A 15,164-nucleotide genomic window follows, 5' to 3' on the forward strand; every position below is an offset into this window, starting at 1 on the left:
CTACTCTGGGGCGTCGGCCCGTCCACTGCCAGTGAGGTGACCCTTGCGCATAGCGCTGCTTTCCTACCGGAGCAAAGCACACTGCGGTGGGCAGGGTGTCTACATCCGGCACCTGAGCCGGGGGCTCGCCGAGCTGGGACACGAGATCGAGGTGTTCTCCGGGCAGCCCTATCCCGAGCTGGAAGCGCCGGTCACGCTCACCGAGGTCCCCAGCCTCGACCTGTACCGCGAACCGGACCCCTTTCGCACGCCCCGCCCGGGCGAGTACCGGGACGCGATCGACCTGCTCGAAGTCGCCACGATGTGGACGGCGGGCTTTCCGGAGCCGCTGACGTTCAGCTTGCGTGCGGCCCGCGTGCTGGGCGAGCGCCTCGGCGACTTCGACGTGGTGCACGACAACCAGTGCCTCGGCTACGGTCTGCTGTCGCTGCGCCGCCGGGGTTTCCCGGTCGTCGCGACCGTGCACCACCCGATCACCCGCGACCGGATCGCCGATCTCGCCGCCGCGAAGTGGTGGCGCAAGCCGCTCGTGCGGCGCTGGTACGGCTTCACCCGGATGCAGGCGCGGGTCGCGCGCCGGATTCCCGACCTGATCACCGTGTCGCGGTCGGCCGCCGCCGACGTGATCGCCGACTTCGGCGTGGCGCCCGAGGCACTGCGCACGATCCCGCTCGGCGTCGACACCGAGCTGTTCCGGCCCGCCGGGCAGCGCGTTCCCGGCAGGATCGTGGCCGTGGCCAGCGCGGACGTGCCGCTCAAGGGCATCCGGCACCTGCTGGAGGCGGTCGCGAAGGTCCGCGTGGAACGGCCCGTCGAGCTGACGCTGGTCAGCAAGCTCACCCCGGGCGGGCCCACCGAACGGCTCATCGAGGCGCTGGGCATCGGCGACATCGTGCGCACGGTGCACGGGCTCGGCGACGGTGAACTCGCCGCGCTGCTGGCCTCCGCCGAGATCGCGTGCGTGCCCTCGCTGTACGAAGGGTTCTCGCTGCCCACGGTGGAGGCCATGGCCTGCGCAACGCCGCTGGTCGTGAGCCGCGCGGGCGCGCTGCCCGAGGTCGTCGGCCCGGACGGGGAATGCGCGCGGCTCGTGCCACCGGGCGACACCGAGATGCTCGCGGACCGGCTCGGCGCGCTGCTCGACGACCCCGGGCACCGGCGCTTGCTGGGCGAGGCCGGCCGCCGGCGCGCGCTGGCCCGCTACAGCTGGCGATCCGTCGCCGAAGCCACCGCCGAGTGCTACGCCGCCGCGATCGAGAGGAACGCCGCATGCTGACCGTCGACTTCGACCGCCTGCGCGTCACCCCGGGCAGCCGCGTGCTGGACCTCGGCTGCGGTGCCGGGCGCCACGCGTTCGAGGCGTACCGCCGGGGCGCCGAGGTCACCGCGTTCGACCAGGACGAGGCCGAGCTGGACAACGTCGCGACGATGTTCGCGGCGATGGCCGAGACCGGCGAGGCCGGGGCGGGTGGTTCGGCGGAGACGCGCGCGGGCGACGCGCTCGACCTGCCCTTCGCCGACGGCACGTTCGACGCGGTCATCGCGGCCGAGATCCTCGAACACGTACCCGAGGACGACAAGGCGATCTGGGAGCTGACCAGGGTCGTCAAACCGGGTGGGACGGTCGCGGTGACGGTGCCGCGGTACTGGCCGGAGCGCGTGTGCTGGGCGCTGTCGGACGCCTACCACGAGGTCGAGGGCGGGCACGTGCGGATCTACCGGGCGAGCGAGCTGGTGGCCAAACTGCGCGACGCGGGCCTGCATCCGGTCGGCAGCGGGCACGCGCACGCGCTGCATTCGCCGTACTGGTGGCTCAAATGCGCGGTCGGTGTGGACAACGACGAGCACCCGCTGGTCCGTGCGTACCACAAGGTCCTGGTGTGGGACCTGATGAGCAGGCCCGCGCTGACGCGGATCGCCGAGCGGCTGCTCGATCCGGTGCTGGGCAAGAGCGTGGTGTTGTACCTGACGAAGCCGGAGGTGCCGGGTGCGACGAGGTGAACTGGCCGTTCCCGGAATCCTCACACCGTCCAAAATAGAACAGACCGCGCGCTCGATCGCGCTGGCGCAGGAGCCCTCCGGCGCGATTCCGTGGTTTTCCGGTGGGCACACCGATCCGTGGGATCACGTCGAGTCCGCGATGGCACTGTCGGCGGCCGGGCTGCGCGCCGAGGCCGAGGGCGCGTACGAATGGTCGCGCCGCACCCAGCGTGAGAACGGTTCGTGGCCGGCGAAGACGCGCGGCGGAGCCGTCGAGGACGCTTCCGCCGACACCAACTTCTGCGCGTACCTGGCCGTCGGCGTGTGGCACCACTACCTGGTGACGGGCGACGCGGCGTTTCTCGGGTCGATGTGGCCGTCGGTGCGGCGGGCGATCGATTTCGTGCTGGAGGCGCAGACCGAGCACGGCGAGATCGGCTGGGTGCGCGACTCGTCCTCGGCGCTGCTGACGGGGTCTTCCAGCATTCACCACAGTCTGCGGTGCGCACTCGCGATCGCCGCGATGGTGGATGATCCGCAGCCGGACTGGGAGGTCGGGCTCGGCAGGCTCGCGCATGTCCTGCGGCGGCACGAGGACGTGTTCATGGACAAGCGGCGATACTCGATGGACTGGTACTACCCGGTGCTGGGCGGCGCCGTGCGGGGCGAGGCGGGCCGGGCGCGGTTGCGGCAGCGGTGGCCGGAGTTCGTTGTGGACGGTCTGGGCGCGCGGTGCGTGGACGACGAGCCGTGGGTGACCGGCGCGGAGACGTGTGAGCTGGCGCTGAGCCTGGAGGCGGTGGGGGAGCGGGCCAAGGCGCTGGACCTGCTGGCGGCGATGCAGCACCTGCGCGAGGACGACGGATCTTATTGGACGGGCCTGGTCTTCGCCGACGGCAAACGCTGGCCGGAGGAACGCACGACGTGGACCGGCGCGGCGGTGATCCTGGCGGCCGACGCGCTGTCGGGTGCCACGGCGGGCAGCGGCGTGTTCCGCGGCGCGGGCCTGCCGATCGGGCTCCCGGTGACGGACGCGGTGTGCGGATGCGGGGATTTGAGTCGCGTGGCGGGGTGAGTGTTTCGGTGCTCGCCGGGTGCCGTGAGGAATCCCTCACGGTGCGGTGCACCATGAGGGGTCCCGTGCAGCAGCGCATCGAGCGCCGTGTCAGCCGCCGTTCTTGCCGATCACCTTGTCCACCGCCATGGAGAGTTTCGTGCCCAGGGGCCAGCCGACGTAGTGCGTCAGGAACAGCGCCGCCTCGCGTAGCTGTTCCGCGTCCAGTTCCTTGTTGTGCAGTGCCGCCTGGATCTGGATCTCCGCGACGTCGTCCAGTCCCTGCGCCGCCAGCAGGCCCAGCAGCAGCAACCGCCGGTCGCGCAGGTCAAGGCCCGGCCTGGTCCAGATGTCGGCGAAGAGGTGATCCACCGTCTGCGCGAAGAACTCGCCCGGCCCGTCCTTGACCTCCCAGCCGTAGACCCTGCCCATCATCTCCAGGCCACGCCGTCGTTTGTCCGTCATCGCCATGCTCCCTTCAGGACCGGATGATCTGGCCGCCGTCGACGTTGAAGATCTGCCCGGTGATCCAACCCGCTTCGGCCGAGAGCAGGAACAGGCACATTCCCACGAGATCCGCGGGCCGCCCCATCCGCTTGAGCGGCAGGCCCTTCACCATCTTCTTGACCATCTCTTCGGGTGTGGTCGTGCGCGTGGCCTCGGTGTCCGTCGGCCCCGGCGCGATCGCGTTGATCCGGATGTTCGACCCGCCCAGTTCGTGTGCGAGCTGTTGCGTCAGCCCGTTCACGCCGACCTTCGCCACGCCGTAGAAACCCGAGTAGACCCACGCCGCGGTCGACGACTGGTTGACGATCGCCCCGCCACCGCGCTCGGTCAGGTACGGCGCGACCGCGCGGGTGCACAGCAGCGCACCGTCGAAGTTCACGCTCATGAACTTCTTGTAGTAATCCCAGTCCACGGTGAGCAGGAAGTCCAGCTTCATCCCACCGTAGATCGCGGCGTTGTTGACCAGGTAGTCGATCCCGCCGAACCGCTCGGCCGCGAACTCCGCCATCGCCCGTGCCGAGTCAGGGTCGGAGATGTCCACTTTGGAATACGCCGCCTCGCCGCCGTCCGCGATGATCTGCTTGGCGACCTTCTCCCCGAGTTCGGCGTTGATGTCCGCCACGACCACGCGCGCGCCCTCACGTGCCAGGGCACGGGCGTACTCCTCACCGATGCCCCGCGCCGCACCGGTCACGATGGCGACCTTGCCGTCGAAACGTCCCATCCGCGCTACTCCTCTACGCCGGCTCGGCCACGAGCTTGGTTTCCAGATATTCCTCGAAACCGGCCACACCCATCTCGCGGCCGATCCCGGACTGCTTGTAACCACCGAACGGCGCGTCCACGGCGTACCAGACCCCGCCGTTGACGCTGACGGTTCCCGTGCGCAGCCGCGCGGTGACCGCACGGGCGCGATCGAGGTCCCCGCCGTGCACCGTGCCGGACAGTCCGTACGGCGAGTCGTTCGCGATGCGCACCGCGTCGTCGTCGCCGTCGTGGGGCAGAATCACCAGCACGGGCCCGAAGATCTCCTCACGCGCAACCCGGGAATCGTTGGTGAGTCCGGAAATCAGCGTCGGCTCGACGTAGAAGCCCTGCTCGAACCCGGCGGGACGGCCACCACCGCACACGATCTTGCCGCCCTCCTCGGTCGCGAGCGCGAGATAGCCTTCGACGCGATCCCGCTGCCGGGCGGAGATGAGCGGCCCGCACAGCGTGCGCGGATTCGCCGGGTCACCCACCCGGATTCCCGACAGTGCCGCGGCGGTCTTCTCAACGGCCTCGTCGTATCGCTCGCGCGGCACCAGAAGGCGGGTCGTCAGCGCGCAGCCCTGCCCGGCGTGCGTGCACACCGTGAACGCGGCCATCCCGCACGCCGCCCCCAGATCGGCGTCGTCGAGCACGACGTAGGCGGATTTCCCGCCCAGCTCGAGGAAGACCTTCTTCAGCGTCTGCGCGGCCACGGTCATCACCGACCGACCGGTCGCGGTCGATCCGGTGAACGACACGAGATCGACCCGGGGATCCTCGACCAGGCTTGAGCCGAGCGAGTGCTCGCTGGAAGTCACGATGTTGACCACGCCGGGCGGGATGTCGGTCTCTTCGGCGATGAGCCTGCCGACCGACGCCGCGCACCACGGCGTGTCCGGAGCGGGCTTGAGCACGACGGTGTTCCCCGCCGCGAGCGCCGGTCCGAGCTTGGCGAACGTGATCTGGTGCGGGAAGTTCCACGGCGTGATGGCGCCGACGACCCCGGTCGCCTCGCGGTGGATCGTGCGCCTGCTGGGCACACCCATCGGGCTCGCCGTGCCGAGGTCGGTGCTCCAGTCGTAGGACTCGGCCAGGCCGGCGAACCAGCTCAGGTCCGCGACGGGCACGTCGAGTTGCGGGCCATGGGTCAGCGCGACCGGCACACCGGCCTCGGCCACGGTGACCTCGCGAAGCTCGTCACCGTGTGCCTGGAGAACCTCGCTCAGCTGACGAAGGCACTGTGCGCGGAACGCGGTGTCCCGGGACCAGCCGGTGTCGTCGAAGGCGCGGCGCGCGGCCCCGATCGCGTCGTCGAGATCGGCGGCGTCGGCGTCGGCCGCGGTGCCGAGCGTCTCGCCCGTCGCCGGGTTGACCGTGGGGAACTCCCCGGCGCGGCCACGCCGCAACGCGCCGTCGATGAGCAGGTCCGAGGACCCGGTTCTACTGGACATGTGTCTAGAATCTAGTTCACCCCAGGGGTGGGCGCAAGGAGCGAATGGGCGTTGACATCACGGGAACTTGTTATAACTTGGTCAAGCGTCCGGACTAGCGCCTGGACTGCTGTCCACCAGAGGAGTGCCGATGACCCAGCGGTGGGATGCCGAGGCCGACGTCGTGATCGTCGGGTTGGGGGCGGCGGGTGCGTGCGCCGCGATCGAGGCCGTGGACCGCGGCGCCAGCGTGCTCGTGGTCGACCGGTTCCGTGGCGGTGGCGCCACGGCGATCAGCGGCGGAATCGTCTACGCCGGCGGCGGCACGCCGTACCAGACCGAGGCGGGTTTCGACGACAGTGTCCAGTCGATGCTCGACTACCTGCGGCTGGAGACCGGTGATGCGGTATCGGAGGAGACGCTCGCGCGGTTCTGCGAGCAGAGCGCGGACAACCTTCGCTGGCTGGAAGGCCACGGCGTGCCGTTCGAGGCGAGCATGGCGCCGCGCAAGACGTCGTACCCGACCAACGACTACTACCTGTACTACTCCGGCAACGAACTCGCGCCGCCCTACCGCGACAAGGCGGCACCCGCGCCGCGTGGCCACCGCACGAAGGGGCGCGGCACGTCGGGCAAGGTGCTGTTCAAGGCCCTGCGGGCGGCGGTGCGCCGGCGCCCGGTCGACGTGCGCTGCCAGACCGCCGCCACCAAGCTGATCAGCGACGACGAGGGCCGCGTGATCGGGGTGGAATGCCGCGAAGTCGGCGGGCGGATCCCGCGGTTGCTGCACCGGCTGATGTCGCAGTCCAATCGCAAGCTCAACATCTACTACCGGCCGCTGGGCAAACGGCTCGACGGCCCGATCCGCGCGATCGAGGCCAGATACGGCACGGTCCGCCGGTTCCGGGCCCGCGGTGGAGTGCTGCTGTCCGCGGGCGGATTCGTGTTCAACCGCACGATGCTCGCCGAGCACGCGCCGGACTACCGCAGTGGCTCGGCCATCGGCACGATCGGCGACGACGGCTCGGGCATCCGCCTCGGCACGGCCGCGGGCGGCGCCACCGCGCGCCTGGAACGGGTGTCGGCCTGGCGGTTCTTCAACCCGCCGCTCGCACTCGTAGAAGGTGTGCTGGTCAACCGCGAGGGCGAGCGCATCTGCAACGAGGTCCTTTATGGAGCCAAGATCGGCGACCACATCGCACGGCAGCGGCACGCTCGGGCGTACCTGATCGTCGACCAGCGGATCATGGACGAGGCCAAGCGCCAGTTGCGCACGCAGACGCTGTGGTTCCAGCGGCTGCAGATGAGCTACCTGTTCACCGTCGGACACGTCAAGGCCGCCACGTTGGAGGAGCTGGCGCCGCGCGCCGGTATCGACGTCTCCTGGCTGCGCCGGACCGTCGAGGAGTACAACGCCGACGCGCGCGAAAGCCGCCCGGACCGCATGGGCAAGGACGGCGATCACGTGCGTCCGCTGGAGCGCGGCCCGTTCTACGCCCTGGACTGTTCACTTCGGACACAGCGCGGATTCCCGGCCCCGATGATCACGTTGGGCGGGCTCACGGTGGACGAGACGACCGGCGCCGTCACCGGGCAGGACGGGACCGTGATTCCCGGCCTGTACTCGGCGGGCCGCAACGCGGTCGGGGTGTGCTCGGAGTCCTACGTCAGCGGACTGGCCATCGCGGACTGCGTGTTCTCCGGCCGCCGCGCGGGCGCGACGATCGCGGCCGCGGCCGGACACGGTGAGCCCGCGTGACGTCCTCACTCGAATCCACCCGCCGCCGCCTGACCAAACGGCAGGCGGACACCGTGCGCCGGCTCGCCGAGGCGACGCTGGCGGAGCTGCGCGAGACCGGGTACGCGGACCTCACCGTGCGCAACGTCGCGGCCCGTGCCGGTGTCGCCCCGGCGACGGCCTACACGTACTTCTCGTCCAAGAACCACCTGGTCGCCGAGGTCTTCTGGCGGCGACTGCACGATCTGCCCTCGGCGGCCGACGACGACCGTGCGCCCGTGGACCGGGTCGGCGCGGTGCTGCGGGACACGGTCGGGCTGGTCGTCGCCGAGCCGGAGTTCGCGGCCGCGTGCACCGCCGCGCTGCTCGGCACCGACCCCGACGTCGCGCATCTGCGCGTGCGCGTCGGCCTCGAAATCCGCCAACGCCTCGAAGCCGCGCTCGGACCCGGCCACCGGCCCGCGGTGCTCTCGGCGCTCGAATTCGCCTGGGCCGGCGCACTCATGCACGCGGGCAGCGGCGTCAGCTCCTACGCACAGATCGCGGACGGTCTCGTCGCGACCGCCGAGATGATCCTCAAGGGGGCGGAATGAGCACGGGGTTCGTCCTCGTCGTGGCGCGCGGCGGCGCGGCGGCCGGAGGCGGGAAGGGCACTTAGCCGTTTCCTGACCGCAAGCCGGGACTCGGAGCAACGAAGCCGGAGTCTGGAAGAGGTGAGGATCTGCGATGTACCGCGGGATCCTGTATCGACGGCTTGGCCACCAGGCGTTGGGCCTGGTGTTCCTGATGGTGTGCGCGCTGTTCGTGTGGGCCTCGGTCTCGGTGTACGAACAGAAGTTCACGCCGGTGGCGATGGTGCGGCTGGAGACCGATCACGTCGGCAACCAGGTGCGCAAGGGTTCCGACGTGAAGATCCGCGGCGTGGTCGTCGGCGAGGTCCGCTCGATCGAGGCGCTGGGCGAGCACGCGGCGCTGGAGCTGGCGCTGAAACCGGACATGATCTCGGTCGTCCCGGCGAACGTGTCGGCGCGGTTGCTGCCGAAGACGTTGTTCGGTGAGCGTTATGTCGCTTTGCAGATACCGCAGGATCCGTCGTCGCGGCATATTCAGGCGGGGGATGTGATCGGGCAGGATCGCAGCAGTGCGGCGATCGAGCTGGAGAAGGTGCTCGATGACGTGATGCCGTTGTTGCAGGCGGTGCAGCCGGAGAAGTTGTCGGCGACGCTGAGCGCGGTGTCCACGGCGCTGCACGGCCGGGGCGAGCAACTCGGCCAGACGCTCGTGGGACTGTCGGACTACCTGGGCGGGCTGAATCCTTCCCTGCCGAACATCAAGGCCGACATCAGCGGTTTCGCGGACGTGACCGACATCTACAACAAGGCCGCACCCGACTTCCTGCAGGCGATGTCCGACCTGACCACCACGAGCCGGACGCTGGTGGACGAGCGGACCCAGCTGCGGCAACTGTACGAGTCGGTCACCACGGTGTCGGTCGATCTGGGCAACTTCCTGAAGGTCAACAAGGACAACATCATCCGGCTGACCGCCACCGACCAGTCCACTTTGGATGTGCTGGCCAAGTACGCGCCCGAGTACCCCTGCATGCTCCAGCAGTTCGCCGACTCGATCCCGGCTGCCTACGCCGCGTTCGGTGTCGGCACCGACGAGATGAACCACGTGCGCATCGAGTTCCTCGCCGACCGGAGCAAGTACGAGCCGGGCCAGGACGAGCCGCGCTACCTCGACAAACGCGGCCCGCGCTGTTATCCGCAGCTTCCCGCGCCGGGCCGCTGGCCGCAGTACCCGCCCGGCGGTCCCGTCCAGGACGGTTCCACGCATCCCGCTCCCGGGCCGGGTGCCAGCACCCCGCTGCCCGGCGGTTCGAGCACCACCGGTTCGCTCGCGAACTCCACCGCCGAACGCGAACTCCTCGACGTCCTGGTCTCGCCGGTGCTGGACACCAGCCCGGACGACGTGCCGAGCTGGGCGAGCCTGCTGGTCGGTCCGCTCTACCGGGGAGCGGAGGTGAACCTGCCATGAGAAACCTGGCCGCGCCGCTGATCAAGATCCTGATCTTCGCCGCCGTCACCGTGCTGCTCACCGGGATCCTCGCCGCGACGATCGCGAACACCGAGTTCGGCTCGACCTCGAGCTACACCGCCCGCTTCACCGACGCCTCGGGCCTGCACGAGGGCGACGACGTGCGGATCGCGGGGGTCAAGGTCGGCCAGGTCGACAAGATCACGACGGTGCCCCAGGCGGACGGCCGGCTGCTCGCCGACGTGCATTTCACGGTGTCGGCGGCCTACCGGATCCCGGCCGCGGCGACCGTGACGGTCAAGTACCGCAACCTCGTCGGCCAGCGCTACCTCACCGTGGACACCACTGTGGACGAGGGAAAGCCCTTGCCTTCCGGTGGCATGATCCCGCCGGAACGCACGCAGCCCGCGCTGAACTTAACCGTGCTGTTCAACGGGTTCAAGCCGCTGTTCCAGGCCCTGGATCCGCAGCAGATCAACCAGCTGTCGTTCGAGATCATCCAGGTCTTCCAGGGCGAGGGCGGCACGATCGAGTCCCTGCTGACCCACACCGCGTCGCTCACGTCGGCCATCGCGGACAAGGACAAGGTCATCGGTGAGGTGATCGACAACCTCAACTCCGTACTCGGCACCGTCAACGACAACGGCCCGCGGATGGGCGATCTCATCGACCGCACCCAGGAACTCGTCACGGGGCTCGCGCAGCAGCGGCAGCCCATCGGGGACGCGATGTCGGCACTGTCCACTCTCACCAACGTCACGAGCGGTTTCGTGCAGGATGTCCGGCCTTCGCTCAAAAATGACATCGCGCAGCTGGGAATCCTGTCCACCACGCTGTCCGACTCCGCTCCACTGCTCAACGATCTGCTCAACAAGATGCCGGGCAATCTCGACAAGTTCATCCGGACCCTGAGCTACGGCAGTTGGTACAACTACTTCCTCTGCAACATGTCGGGCTCCATCGGAATCTCCTCGCTCGGCATCAAGGTGCCGATCCTGCCGCTGCCCGGCACCGAGATGCCGGAGAGGTGCAAACCGTCGTGAAACCGCTGCGCGAACGCAACCAGGCCACGATCGGCGCGGTCACCCTCGTCCTCGTCGTGCTGGTCACCGTGGTGTCCTACTTCTCCGACGAACTTCCGTTGCTGGGCACCGGAACCACCTATCAGGCCTACTTCGCCGAATCCGCCGGGCTCGCACCGGACAACGAGGTGCAGGCGGCCGGGGTGAAGATCGGCCAGGTCACCTCCGTGGCGCTGGACGGGGACCAGGTGCTGGTGCAGTTCAAGGTCAGGAACACCAAACTCGGGGACGCGACCACGGCGTCGATCGAGATCAGGACCCTGCTCGGGGACAAGATGCTCACACTGCACCCGCTCGGCACGGGCGCGCTCGACCCGGACAAGCCGATCCCGGTGACCCGCACGACCACGCCGTTCCAGCTCCAGGACGCACTCCAGCAGTTGTCCGGCACCGTCGGCGACATCAACACCCAGCAGCTCGCGCAGAGCTTCGACGCGGTCGCCGCCGCCCTGAAGAACACACCACAGCCGTTGAAGGACACCCTCAACGGACTGTCCGCACTGTCCACAACGGTCTCCTCTCGCGACAGACAACTCGCCGAACTGCTCGGCAACACCAACCAGCTCTCGGGCACCCTGGCCGGCCGCGACACCCGGTTGCGGCAGATCATCGGCGACGGCGATCAGCTGCTCGCCGAGCTTCAGCAGCGCCGGAACGCGATCGACGGCCTGCTGCGCGGCACGCGAAGCCTGGCCGGCCAGCTCGGCGGACTCGTCGCGGACAACCGCGCACAGCTGGCCCCCGCGTTGCAGAAGCTCGGCAACGTGACGGATGTGCTGCAGCGCAACCAGGACAACCTCAAGCGCAGCCTCGAACTGTTCGCGCCGTTCGCGCGCGTGGGCACCAACGCCACCGGCAACGGCCGCTGGTTCGACGGCTACATCTGCGGTCTGCTGCCGCCCACCATCAACGCCGGCGTGATCCAGATGAACCCGCAGGGCTGCGAGGTACCGCAAGCCGCACCCGACCAGGGGCTGGGTGGCCGATGAGCATCGAGACGAAGGCACAGCGCGGCGCGTACCGCTGGCTCGCGACCGCCTGTGTGGCCGCGCTCGTCCTGACGGCCGGGATCTGGTTGCTGGTGCGGGATCAGGGCGGCACCGGCATTTCCGCGCTGTTCGACAAGACCGTCGGGCTCTACTCGGGCTCTTCGGTGCGGGTTCTCGGCGTCCAGGTCGGACAGGTCACGAACGTGACGCCACAGGGCACGCGGGTGCGTGTCGAGATGCAACTCGACGCCGGAGTACGCGTGCCCGCCACCGCGCAGGCGGTCGTGGTCGCGCCCAGCCTGGTCAGCGACCGCTACGTGCAGCTCACCCCGGCCTACAAGACCGGTCCCGTGATGGCGGCAGGCACCGTGATCCCGCGCGACCGGACCGCGACACCGATGGAACTGGACGATCTCTACGGCAGCCTCGACAAGCTGTCCACCGCGCTCGGCCCGTCCGGCGCGAACGCACACGGGTCGCTGTCCAACCTGCTCGACACCGCGGCGAACAACCTCGACGGCAACGGCAAGAACATCAACAACACCCTGTCCGAGATCGGCGATCTGTCCCAGACACTGAACGAGTCGAAGGGGGACCTGTTCGCCACCATAGGCAACCTCCAGTCCTTCACGACCACGCTCGCCGACAGCGACCAGCAGATCAACCAGTTCTATCAACGGCTCGCGGACGTCACCGGCTTTCTCGCCGGGGACTCGCGCGACATCGGTGGTGCGCTGTCCTCGCTGGCGAGCGCGCTCGGTGAGGTGCGGCAGTTCGTCGAGCAGAACAGGGACGGACTGACGTCCAATGTGGACAAGCTGGCGAGCCTGACGCAGGTGCTGGTCGACGAGCGCGCGGCACTGGCCGAGACGCTCGACGTCGGCCCGGCCGGGCTCGACAACTACATCAACTCCTACGACGCGGCCAGCGGCAGCATCGCGATCCGCTACGACGCCAACGAGCTGACGAACCCGCTGTTCACCACCTTGTGCAGACTGCTGAAGCAGGCCACCCCGGCCGAGCTGCCGGACGTGGTGGGCAAGGTGTGCCAGGCACTGGAACCGGTGGCGGGCGGAGCGCCGTCGGTGACCCAGATCCTCGCCGGCATCGCCAGCGGCAAGCTGCCGCCGCTGCCGTTGGTGCCGCTCGTCTCGATCCCGGAGGCGGGGCGATGAGACGCCTTCTCGTGCTGTGCGCGGTCATGTTCCTCGTCGCCGGATGCGGCAGCGGCGGGTTCTCCGGGCTGTACAACGCGCCGCTGCCCGGCGGCGCCGATCTCGGCGACCACCCTTTCCACATCACCGCGCGGTTCACCGACGTCCTCGACCTCGTGCCGCAGGCGAGCGTGAAGGTCAACGACGTCGCGGTCGGCCGCGTCGACCGGATCGACCTCGCGCCGGACACGCACTCGGCGCTGGTGTCGATGACCGTCAACGCGAGCGTGCGGCTGCCCGCGAACGCGTTCGCCGGGCTGCGGCAGTCCAGCCTGCTCGGCGAAAAGTTCGTGGAACTCGCCGAACCCGCCGGTGAAGCGCCGACGGGCAGCCTCGGCGAAGGCGCGCTCATCCCGTTGTCCCGCACCAGCAGGCACCCCGAGATCGAGGAAGTGCTGGGCGCGTTGTCGATGCTGCTCAACGGTGGCGGCGTGAACCAGCTCGCCGGCATCACCACGGAACTGAACAGGGCGCTGCTGGGCAACGAGCCGAAGATCCGCGCGCTGCTGTCCGGAATGGACGCGCTGATGACCGAGCTGGACGGGCAGAAGGCCGATATCGTGCGCGCCATCGACGGGCTGCACCGGCTGTCCGGCACGCTCGACGGACAGACCGCGAACCTGACCAAGGCGCTGCGTGATCTCGCGCCCGGCCTGCAGGTCGTCGCCGAGCAGCGCGATCAGCTGGTGGGCATGCTGAGCTCGCTGAACTCGTTGTCGGGCGTGGCCGTGGACACGATGTACCGCAGTCGCGACCAGGTGGTCGCCAACCTGCGAGCACTCGAACCGACGCTGACCAGACTCGCCGAGGCCGGGCAGAACCTGCCGACGGCGTTGAAGATCCTGCCCACCTACCCGCTGCCGGACGAGGCGGGGATCGCGTTGAAGGGCGACTACGGCAACGTCAGCGTGAACCTGGATCTGGATCTGTCCGCGATCCTGTCGAACATCGAGAACGCCGGCAAGGTGTCCATCTCGCTGCCCGGCGCGGCAGCGCCCGTCACGATCCCGGCCGGCGCGCCGCCGCTCCCGCTGCCGGTTCCGTCCGCACCGGCCCAATCCGGATCGCCCGGCGGACCGCTCGTCGACCTGCTGGGCGGTGGGCGCTGATGTTCACCACGAAACACTGGGTCAAACTGCTGGTGTTCGGCCTGATCGCGGTGCTGTCGGTGGGCTACGCGGGCGGCCGGTACGCCGGGCTCGACCGGCTCTTCGGCACGCGCGGGTACCGCGTCGTCGCGCAGCTGACCGACTCGGGCGGGATCTTCACCGGCGCCGAGGTCACCTACCGGGGCGTCGCCGTCGGCCAGGTGTCGGCGCTGCACGTGACCCCGCAGGGCGTCTCGCTCGACCTCGACATCGACTCCGGTCCGGCCATCCCGTCCGACACCGAAGCCGTCGTGGCGGACCGGTCCGCCGTGGGGGAGCAGTACGTCGACCTGCGGCCCAACCGCGACGACGGGCCGTATCTCGGCGACGGCTCGGTGATCACGACCGACCGCACCGCGTTGCCGATCGCGCCGGAGACGGTGCTGGCGAGCCTCGACCGGTTCGTGTCCAGTGTGGACCCGCGATCGCTGCGGACCGTGGTCGGCGAGTCCTACGACGCGTTCCACGGCACTGGGCCCGACCTGGCCCGGTTGCTCGACACCGCGGGCGCGTTCACCGGCGAGGCGAGGCGGAATCTGCCTCAGACCACGAGGCTGCTCGCCGATGGGCGCACCGTGCTGGCGACGCAGCAACGGCAGGCCGACGACATCACCGCCATCGCGTCCGGGCTGCGCGCGATCGCCGGTCAGCTGCGAAGCTCCGACCCGGATCTGCGCACGGTGATCGACCAGGCCCCGGCGCTGTCGGACGAGGTCGAAAGCATTCTCGTCAAATCCGGCAGCGATCTGAGCGTGCTGACCGCGAACCTGCTGACGACCGCGCAGATCACGGCCGTGCGCACCGGCGCGATCGAGCAGCAGCTCGTCGCGCTGCCGGTGATCTCGGCGTTCGGGCCGTCGGTGAGCGCGAACGGGGAGGGCAGGCTCGGCCTGGTGCTGAACTTCTTCGACCCGCATTCCTGCACCAAGGGTTACGAGAGCACGCCGCAACGGCCCGCGAACGACGTCAGCGAGGCGCCACCGAACACGCTCGCATACTGCGCCGAACCGCCCGGAAGCGGGACGGATGTCCGTGGTGCGCAGAACGCGCCTTTCGCCGGGAAGCCCGCCGCCGTGTCACAGCTGTCGGCGGCCCCGGCCGGTGCGCCGGATGGCCGGTCGCAGCTGCCGGGCGTGCTCGGGCTGGCCGGCACGGGCGTGGCCGCGGGGATCGGGCGACTGCTCGGATTGCCCGGCTGACCGCTCGTCCCGGTTCCGGAGCGCCCGGCCCGA

Annotated in this window: 14 protein-coding genes; 11 read left to right on the forward strand and 3 right to left on the reverse strand. The window is 69.5% G+C overall.

Translation table 11 applies throughout. From position 1 onward, the window contains the following. The first annotated feature begins 43 nt into the window (after positions 1-43). The 3 genes from HFP15_RS25385 to HFP15_RS25395 are packed head-to-tail and all read left to right on the forward strand — an operon-like array spanning position 44 to position 3,055. The gene (locus HFP15_RS25385; RefSeq protein WP_168519261.1) at positions 44-1,276 is read left to right on the forward strand and encodes a glycosyltransferase family 4 protein; all 1,233 of its coding nucleotides are present in this window, start codon (positions 44-46) and stop codon (positions 1,274-1,276) included. Next, positions 1,270-2,001: a class I SAM-dependent methyltransferase gene (locus HFP15_RS25390; RefSeq protein ID WP_168519262.1), complete on the forward strand. Its 732-nt coding sequence runs from the start codon at positions 1,270-1,272 to the stop codon at positions 1,999-2,001. The genes HFP15_RS25385 and HFP15_RS25390 overlap by 7 nt, the downstream gene beginning before the upstream one ends. After that, complete coding sequence (locus HFP15_RS25395) at positions 1,988-3,055, forward strand: glycoside hydrolase family 15 protein (protein ID WP_168519263.1); 1,068 nt, start codon at positions 1,988-1,990, stop codon at positions 3,053-3,055. The genes HFP15_RS25390 and HFP15_RS25395 overlap by 14 nt, the downstream gene beginning before the upstream one ends. A 90-nt stretch (positions 3,056-3,145) precedes the next feature. On the opposite strand, the gene HFP15_RS25400 is transcribed toward HFP15_RS25395, so the two are convergent. Genes HFP15_RS25400 through HFP15_RS25410 form a run of 3 tightly spaced genes read right to left on the reverse strand, consistent with a single transcriptional unit; the run spans position 3,146 to position 5,742 of the window. Next, on the reverse strand, positions 3,146-3,499 hold the full coding sequence (locus HFP15_RS25400) for a carboxymuconolactone decarboxylase family protein (RefSeq protein ID WP_168519264.1): 354 nt from the start codon (positions 3,497-3,499) through the stop codon (positions 3,146-3,148). A 13-nt stretch (positions 3,500-3,512) separates the two neighbouring features. Further along, a complete protein-coding gene (locus HFP15_RS25405) occupies positions 3,513-4,265 on the reverse strand; it encodes an SDR family oxidoreductase (protein ID WP_168519265.1) in 753 nt (250 codons plus the stop codon). Between the two features lie 13 nt (positions 4,266-4,278). Beyond that, on the reverse strand, positions 4,279-5,742 hold the full coding sequence (locus HFP15_RS25410; RefSeq protein ID WP_168519266.1) for an aldehyde dehydrogenase: 1,464 nt from the start codon (positions 5,740-5,742) through the stop codon (positions 4,279-4,281). 130 nt (positions 5,743-5,872) lie between these two features. Here HFP15_RS25410 and HFP15_RS25415 point away from each other — a divergent pair, with 130 nt between their 5' ends. The 8 genes from HFP15_RS25415 (at position 5,873) to HFP15_RS25450 (ending at position 15,131) form a co-directional block, all read left to right on the forward strand. Next, entirely contained in the window at positions 5,873-7,480 is a 1,608-nt protein-coding gene (locus HFP15_RS25415) for an FAD-binding protein (protein ID WP_168519267.1), read from the forward strand. Further along, the gene (locus HFP15_RS25420) at positions 7,477-8,052 is read left to right on the forward strand and encodes a TetR/AcrR family transcriptional regulator (protein ID WP_168519268.1); all 576 of its coding nucleotides are present in this window, start codon (positions 7,477-7,479) and stop codon (positions 8,050-8,052) included. Before HFP15_RS25415 ends, HFP15_RS25420 begins: the two co-directional genes overlap by 4 nt. A gap of 133 nt (positions 8,053-8,185) precedes the next feature. Beyond that, positions 8,186-9,499 (forward strand): MCE family protein, encoded by a 1,314-nt coding sequence (locus tag HFP15_RS25425; RefSeq protein WP_168519269.1) that lies wholly within the window; start codon positions 8,186-8,188, stop codon positions 9,497-9,499. Then, the gene (locus HFP15_RS25430; RefSeq protein ID WP_168519270.1) at positions 9,496-10,542 is read left to right on the forward strand and encodes an MCE family protein; all 1,047 of its coding nucleotides are present in this window, start codon (positions 9,496-9,498) and stop codon (positions 10,540-10,542) included. Before HFP15_RS25425 ends, HFP15_RS25430 begins: the two co-directional genes overlap by 4 nt. Beyond that, on the forward strand, positions 10,539-11,570 hold the full coding sequence (locus HFP15_RS25435; RefSeq protein WP_168519271.1) for an MCE family protein: 1,032 nt from the start codon (positions 10,539-10,541) through the stop codon (positions 11,568-11,570). The genes HFP15_RS25430 and HFP15_RS25435 overlap by 4 nt, the downstream gene beginning before the upstream one ends. Next, on the forward strand, positions 11,567-12,745 hold the full coding sequence (locus HFP15_RS25440; protein ID WP_168519272.1) for an MCE family protein: 1,179 nt from the start codon (positions 11,567-11,569) through the stop codon (positions 12,743-12,745). The genes HFP15_RS25435 and HFP15_RS25440 overlap by 4 nt, the downstream gene beginning before the upstream one ends. Continuing rightward, complete coding sequence (locus HFP15_RS25445; RefSeq protein ID WP_168519273.1) at positions 12,742-13,893, forward strand: MCE family protein; 1,152 nt, start codon at positions 12,742-12,744, stop codon at positions 13,891-13,893. The genes HFP15_RS25440 and HFP15_RS25445 overlap by 4 nt, the downstream gene beginning before the upstream one ends. After that, the gene (locus HFP15_RS25450; protein WP_168519274.1) at positions 13,893-15,131 is read left to right on the forward strand and encodes an MCE family protein; all 1,239 of its coding nucleotides are present in this window, start codon (positions 13,893-13,895) and stop codon (positions 15,129-15,131) included. The genes HFP15_RS25445 and HFP15_RS25450 overlap by 1 nt, the downstream gene beginning before the upstream one ends. Positions 15,132-15,164 lie beyond the last annotated feature (33 nt).

This window comes from Amycolatopsis acididurans, from assembly GCF_012328925.1.
Classification (GTDB): domain Bacteria; phylum Actinomycetota; class Actinomycetes; order Mycobacteriales; family Pseudonocardiaceae; genus Amycolatopsis_E; species Amycolatopsis_E acididurans.

Coding starts and splice junctions, on each gene's coding strand:
- HFP15_RS25415 (WP_168519267.1), top strand. CDS start 5,873: ATGACCCAGCGGTGGGATGCCGAGGCCGACGTCGTGATCGTCGGGTTG.
- HFP15_RS25450 (WP_168519274.1), top strand. CDS start 13,893: ATGTTCACCACGAAACACTGGGTCAAACTGCTGGTGTTCGGCCTGATC.
- HFP15_RS25405 (WP_168519265.1), bottom strand. CDS start 4,265: ATGGGACGTTTCGACGGCAAGGTCGCCATCGTGACCGGTGCGGCGCGG.
- HFP15_RS25390 (WP_168519262.1), top strand. CDS start 1,270: ATGCTGACCGTCGACTTCGACCGCCTGCGCGTCACCCCGGGCAGCCGC.
- HFP15_RS25400 (WP_168519264.1), bottom strand. CDS start 3,499: ATGACGGACAAACGACGGCGTGGCCTGGAGATGATGGGCAGGGTCTAC.
- HFP15_RS25440 (WP_168519272.1), top strand. CDS start 11,567: ATGAGCATCGAGACGAAGGCACAGCGCGGCGCGTACCGCTGGCTCGCG.
- HFP15_RS25425 (WP_168519269.1), top strand. CDS start 8,186: ATGTACCGCGGGATCCTGTATCGACGGCTTGGCCACCAGGCGTTGGGC.
- HFP15_RS25445 (WP_168519273.1), top strand. CDS start 12,742: ATGAGACGCCTTCTCGTGCTGTGCGCGGTCATGTTCCTCGTCGCCGGA.
- HFP15_RS25410 (WP_168519266.1), bottom strand. CDS start 5,742: ATGTCCAGTAGAACCGGGTCCTCGGACCTGCTCATCGACGGCGCGTTG.
- HFP15_RS25430 (WP_168519270.1), top strand. CDS start 9,496: ATGAGAAACCTGGCCGCGCCGCTGATCAAGATCCTGATCTTCGCCGCC.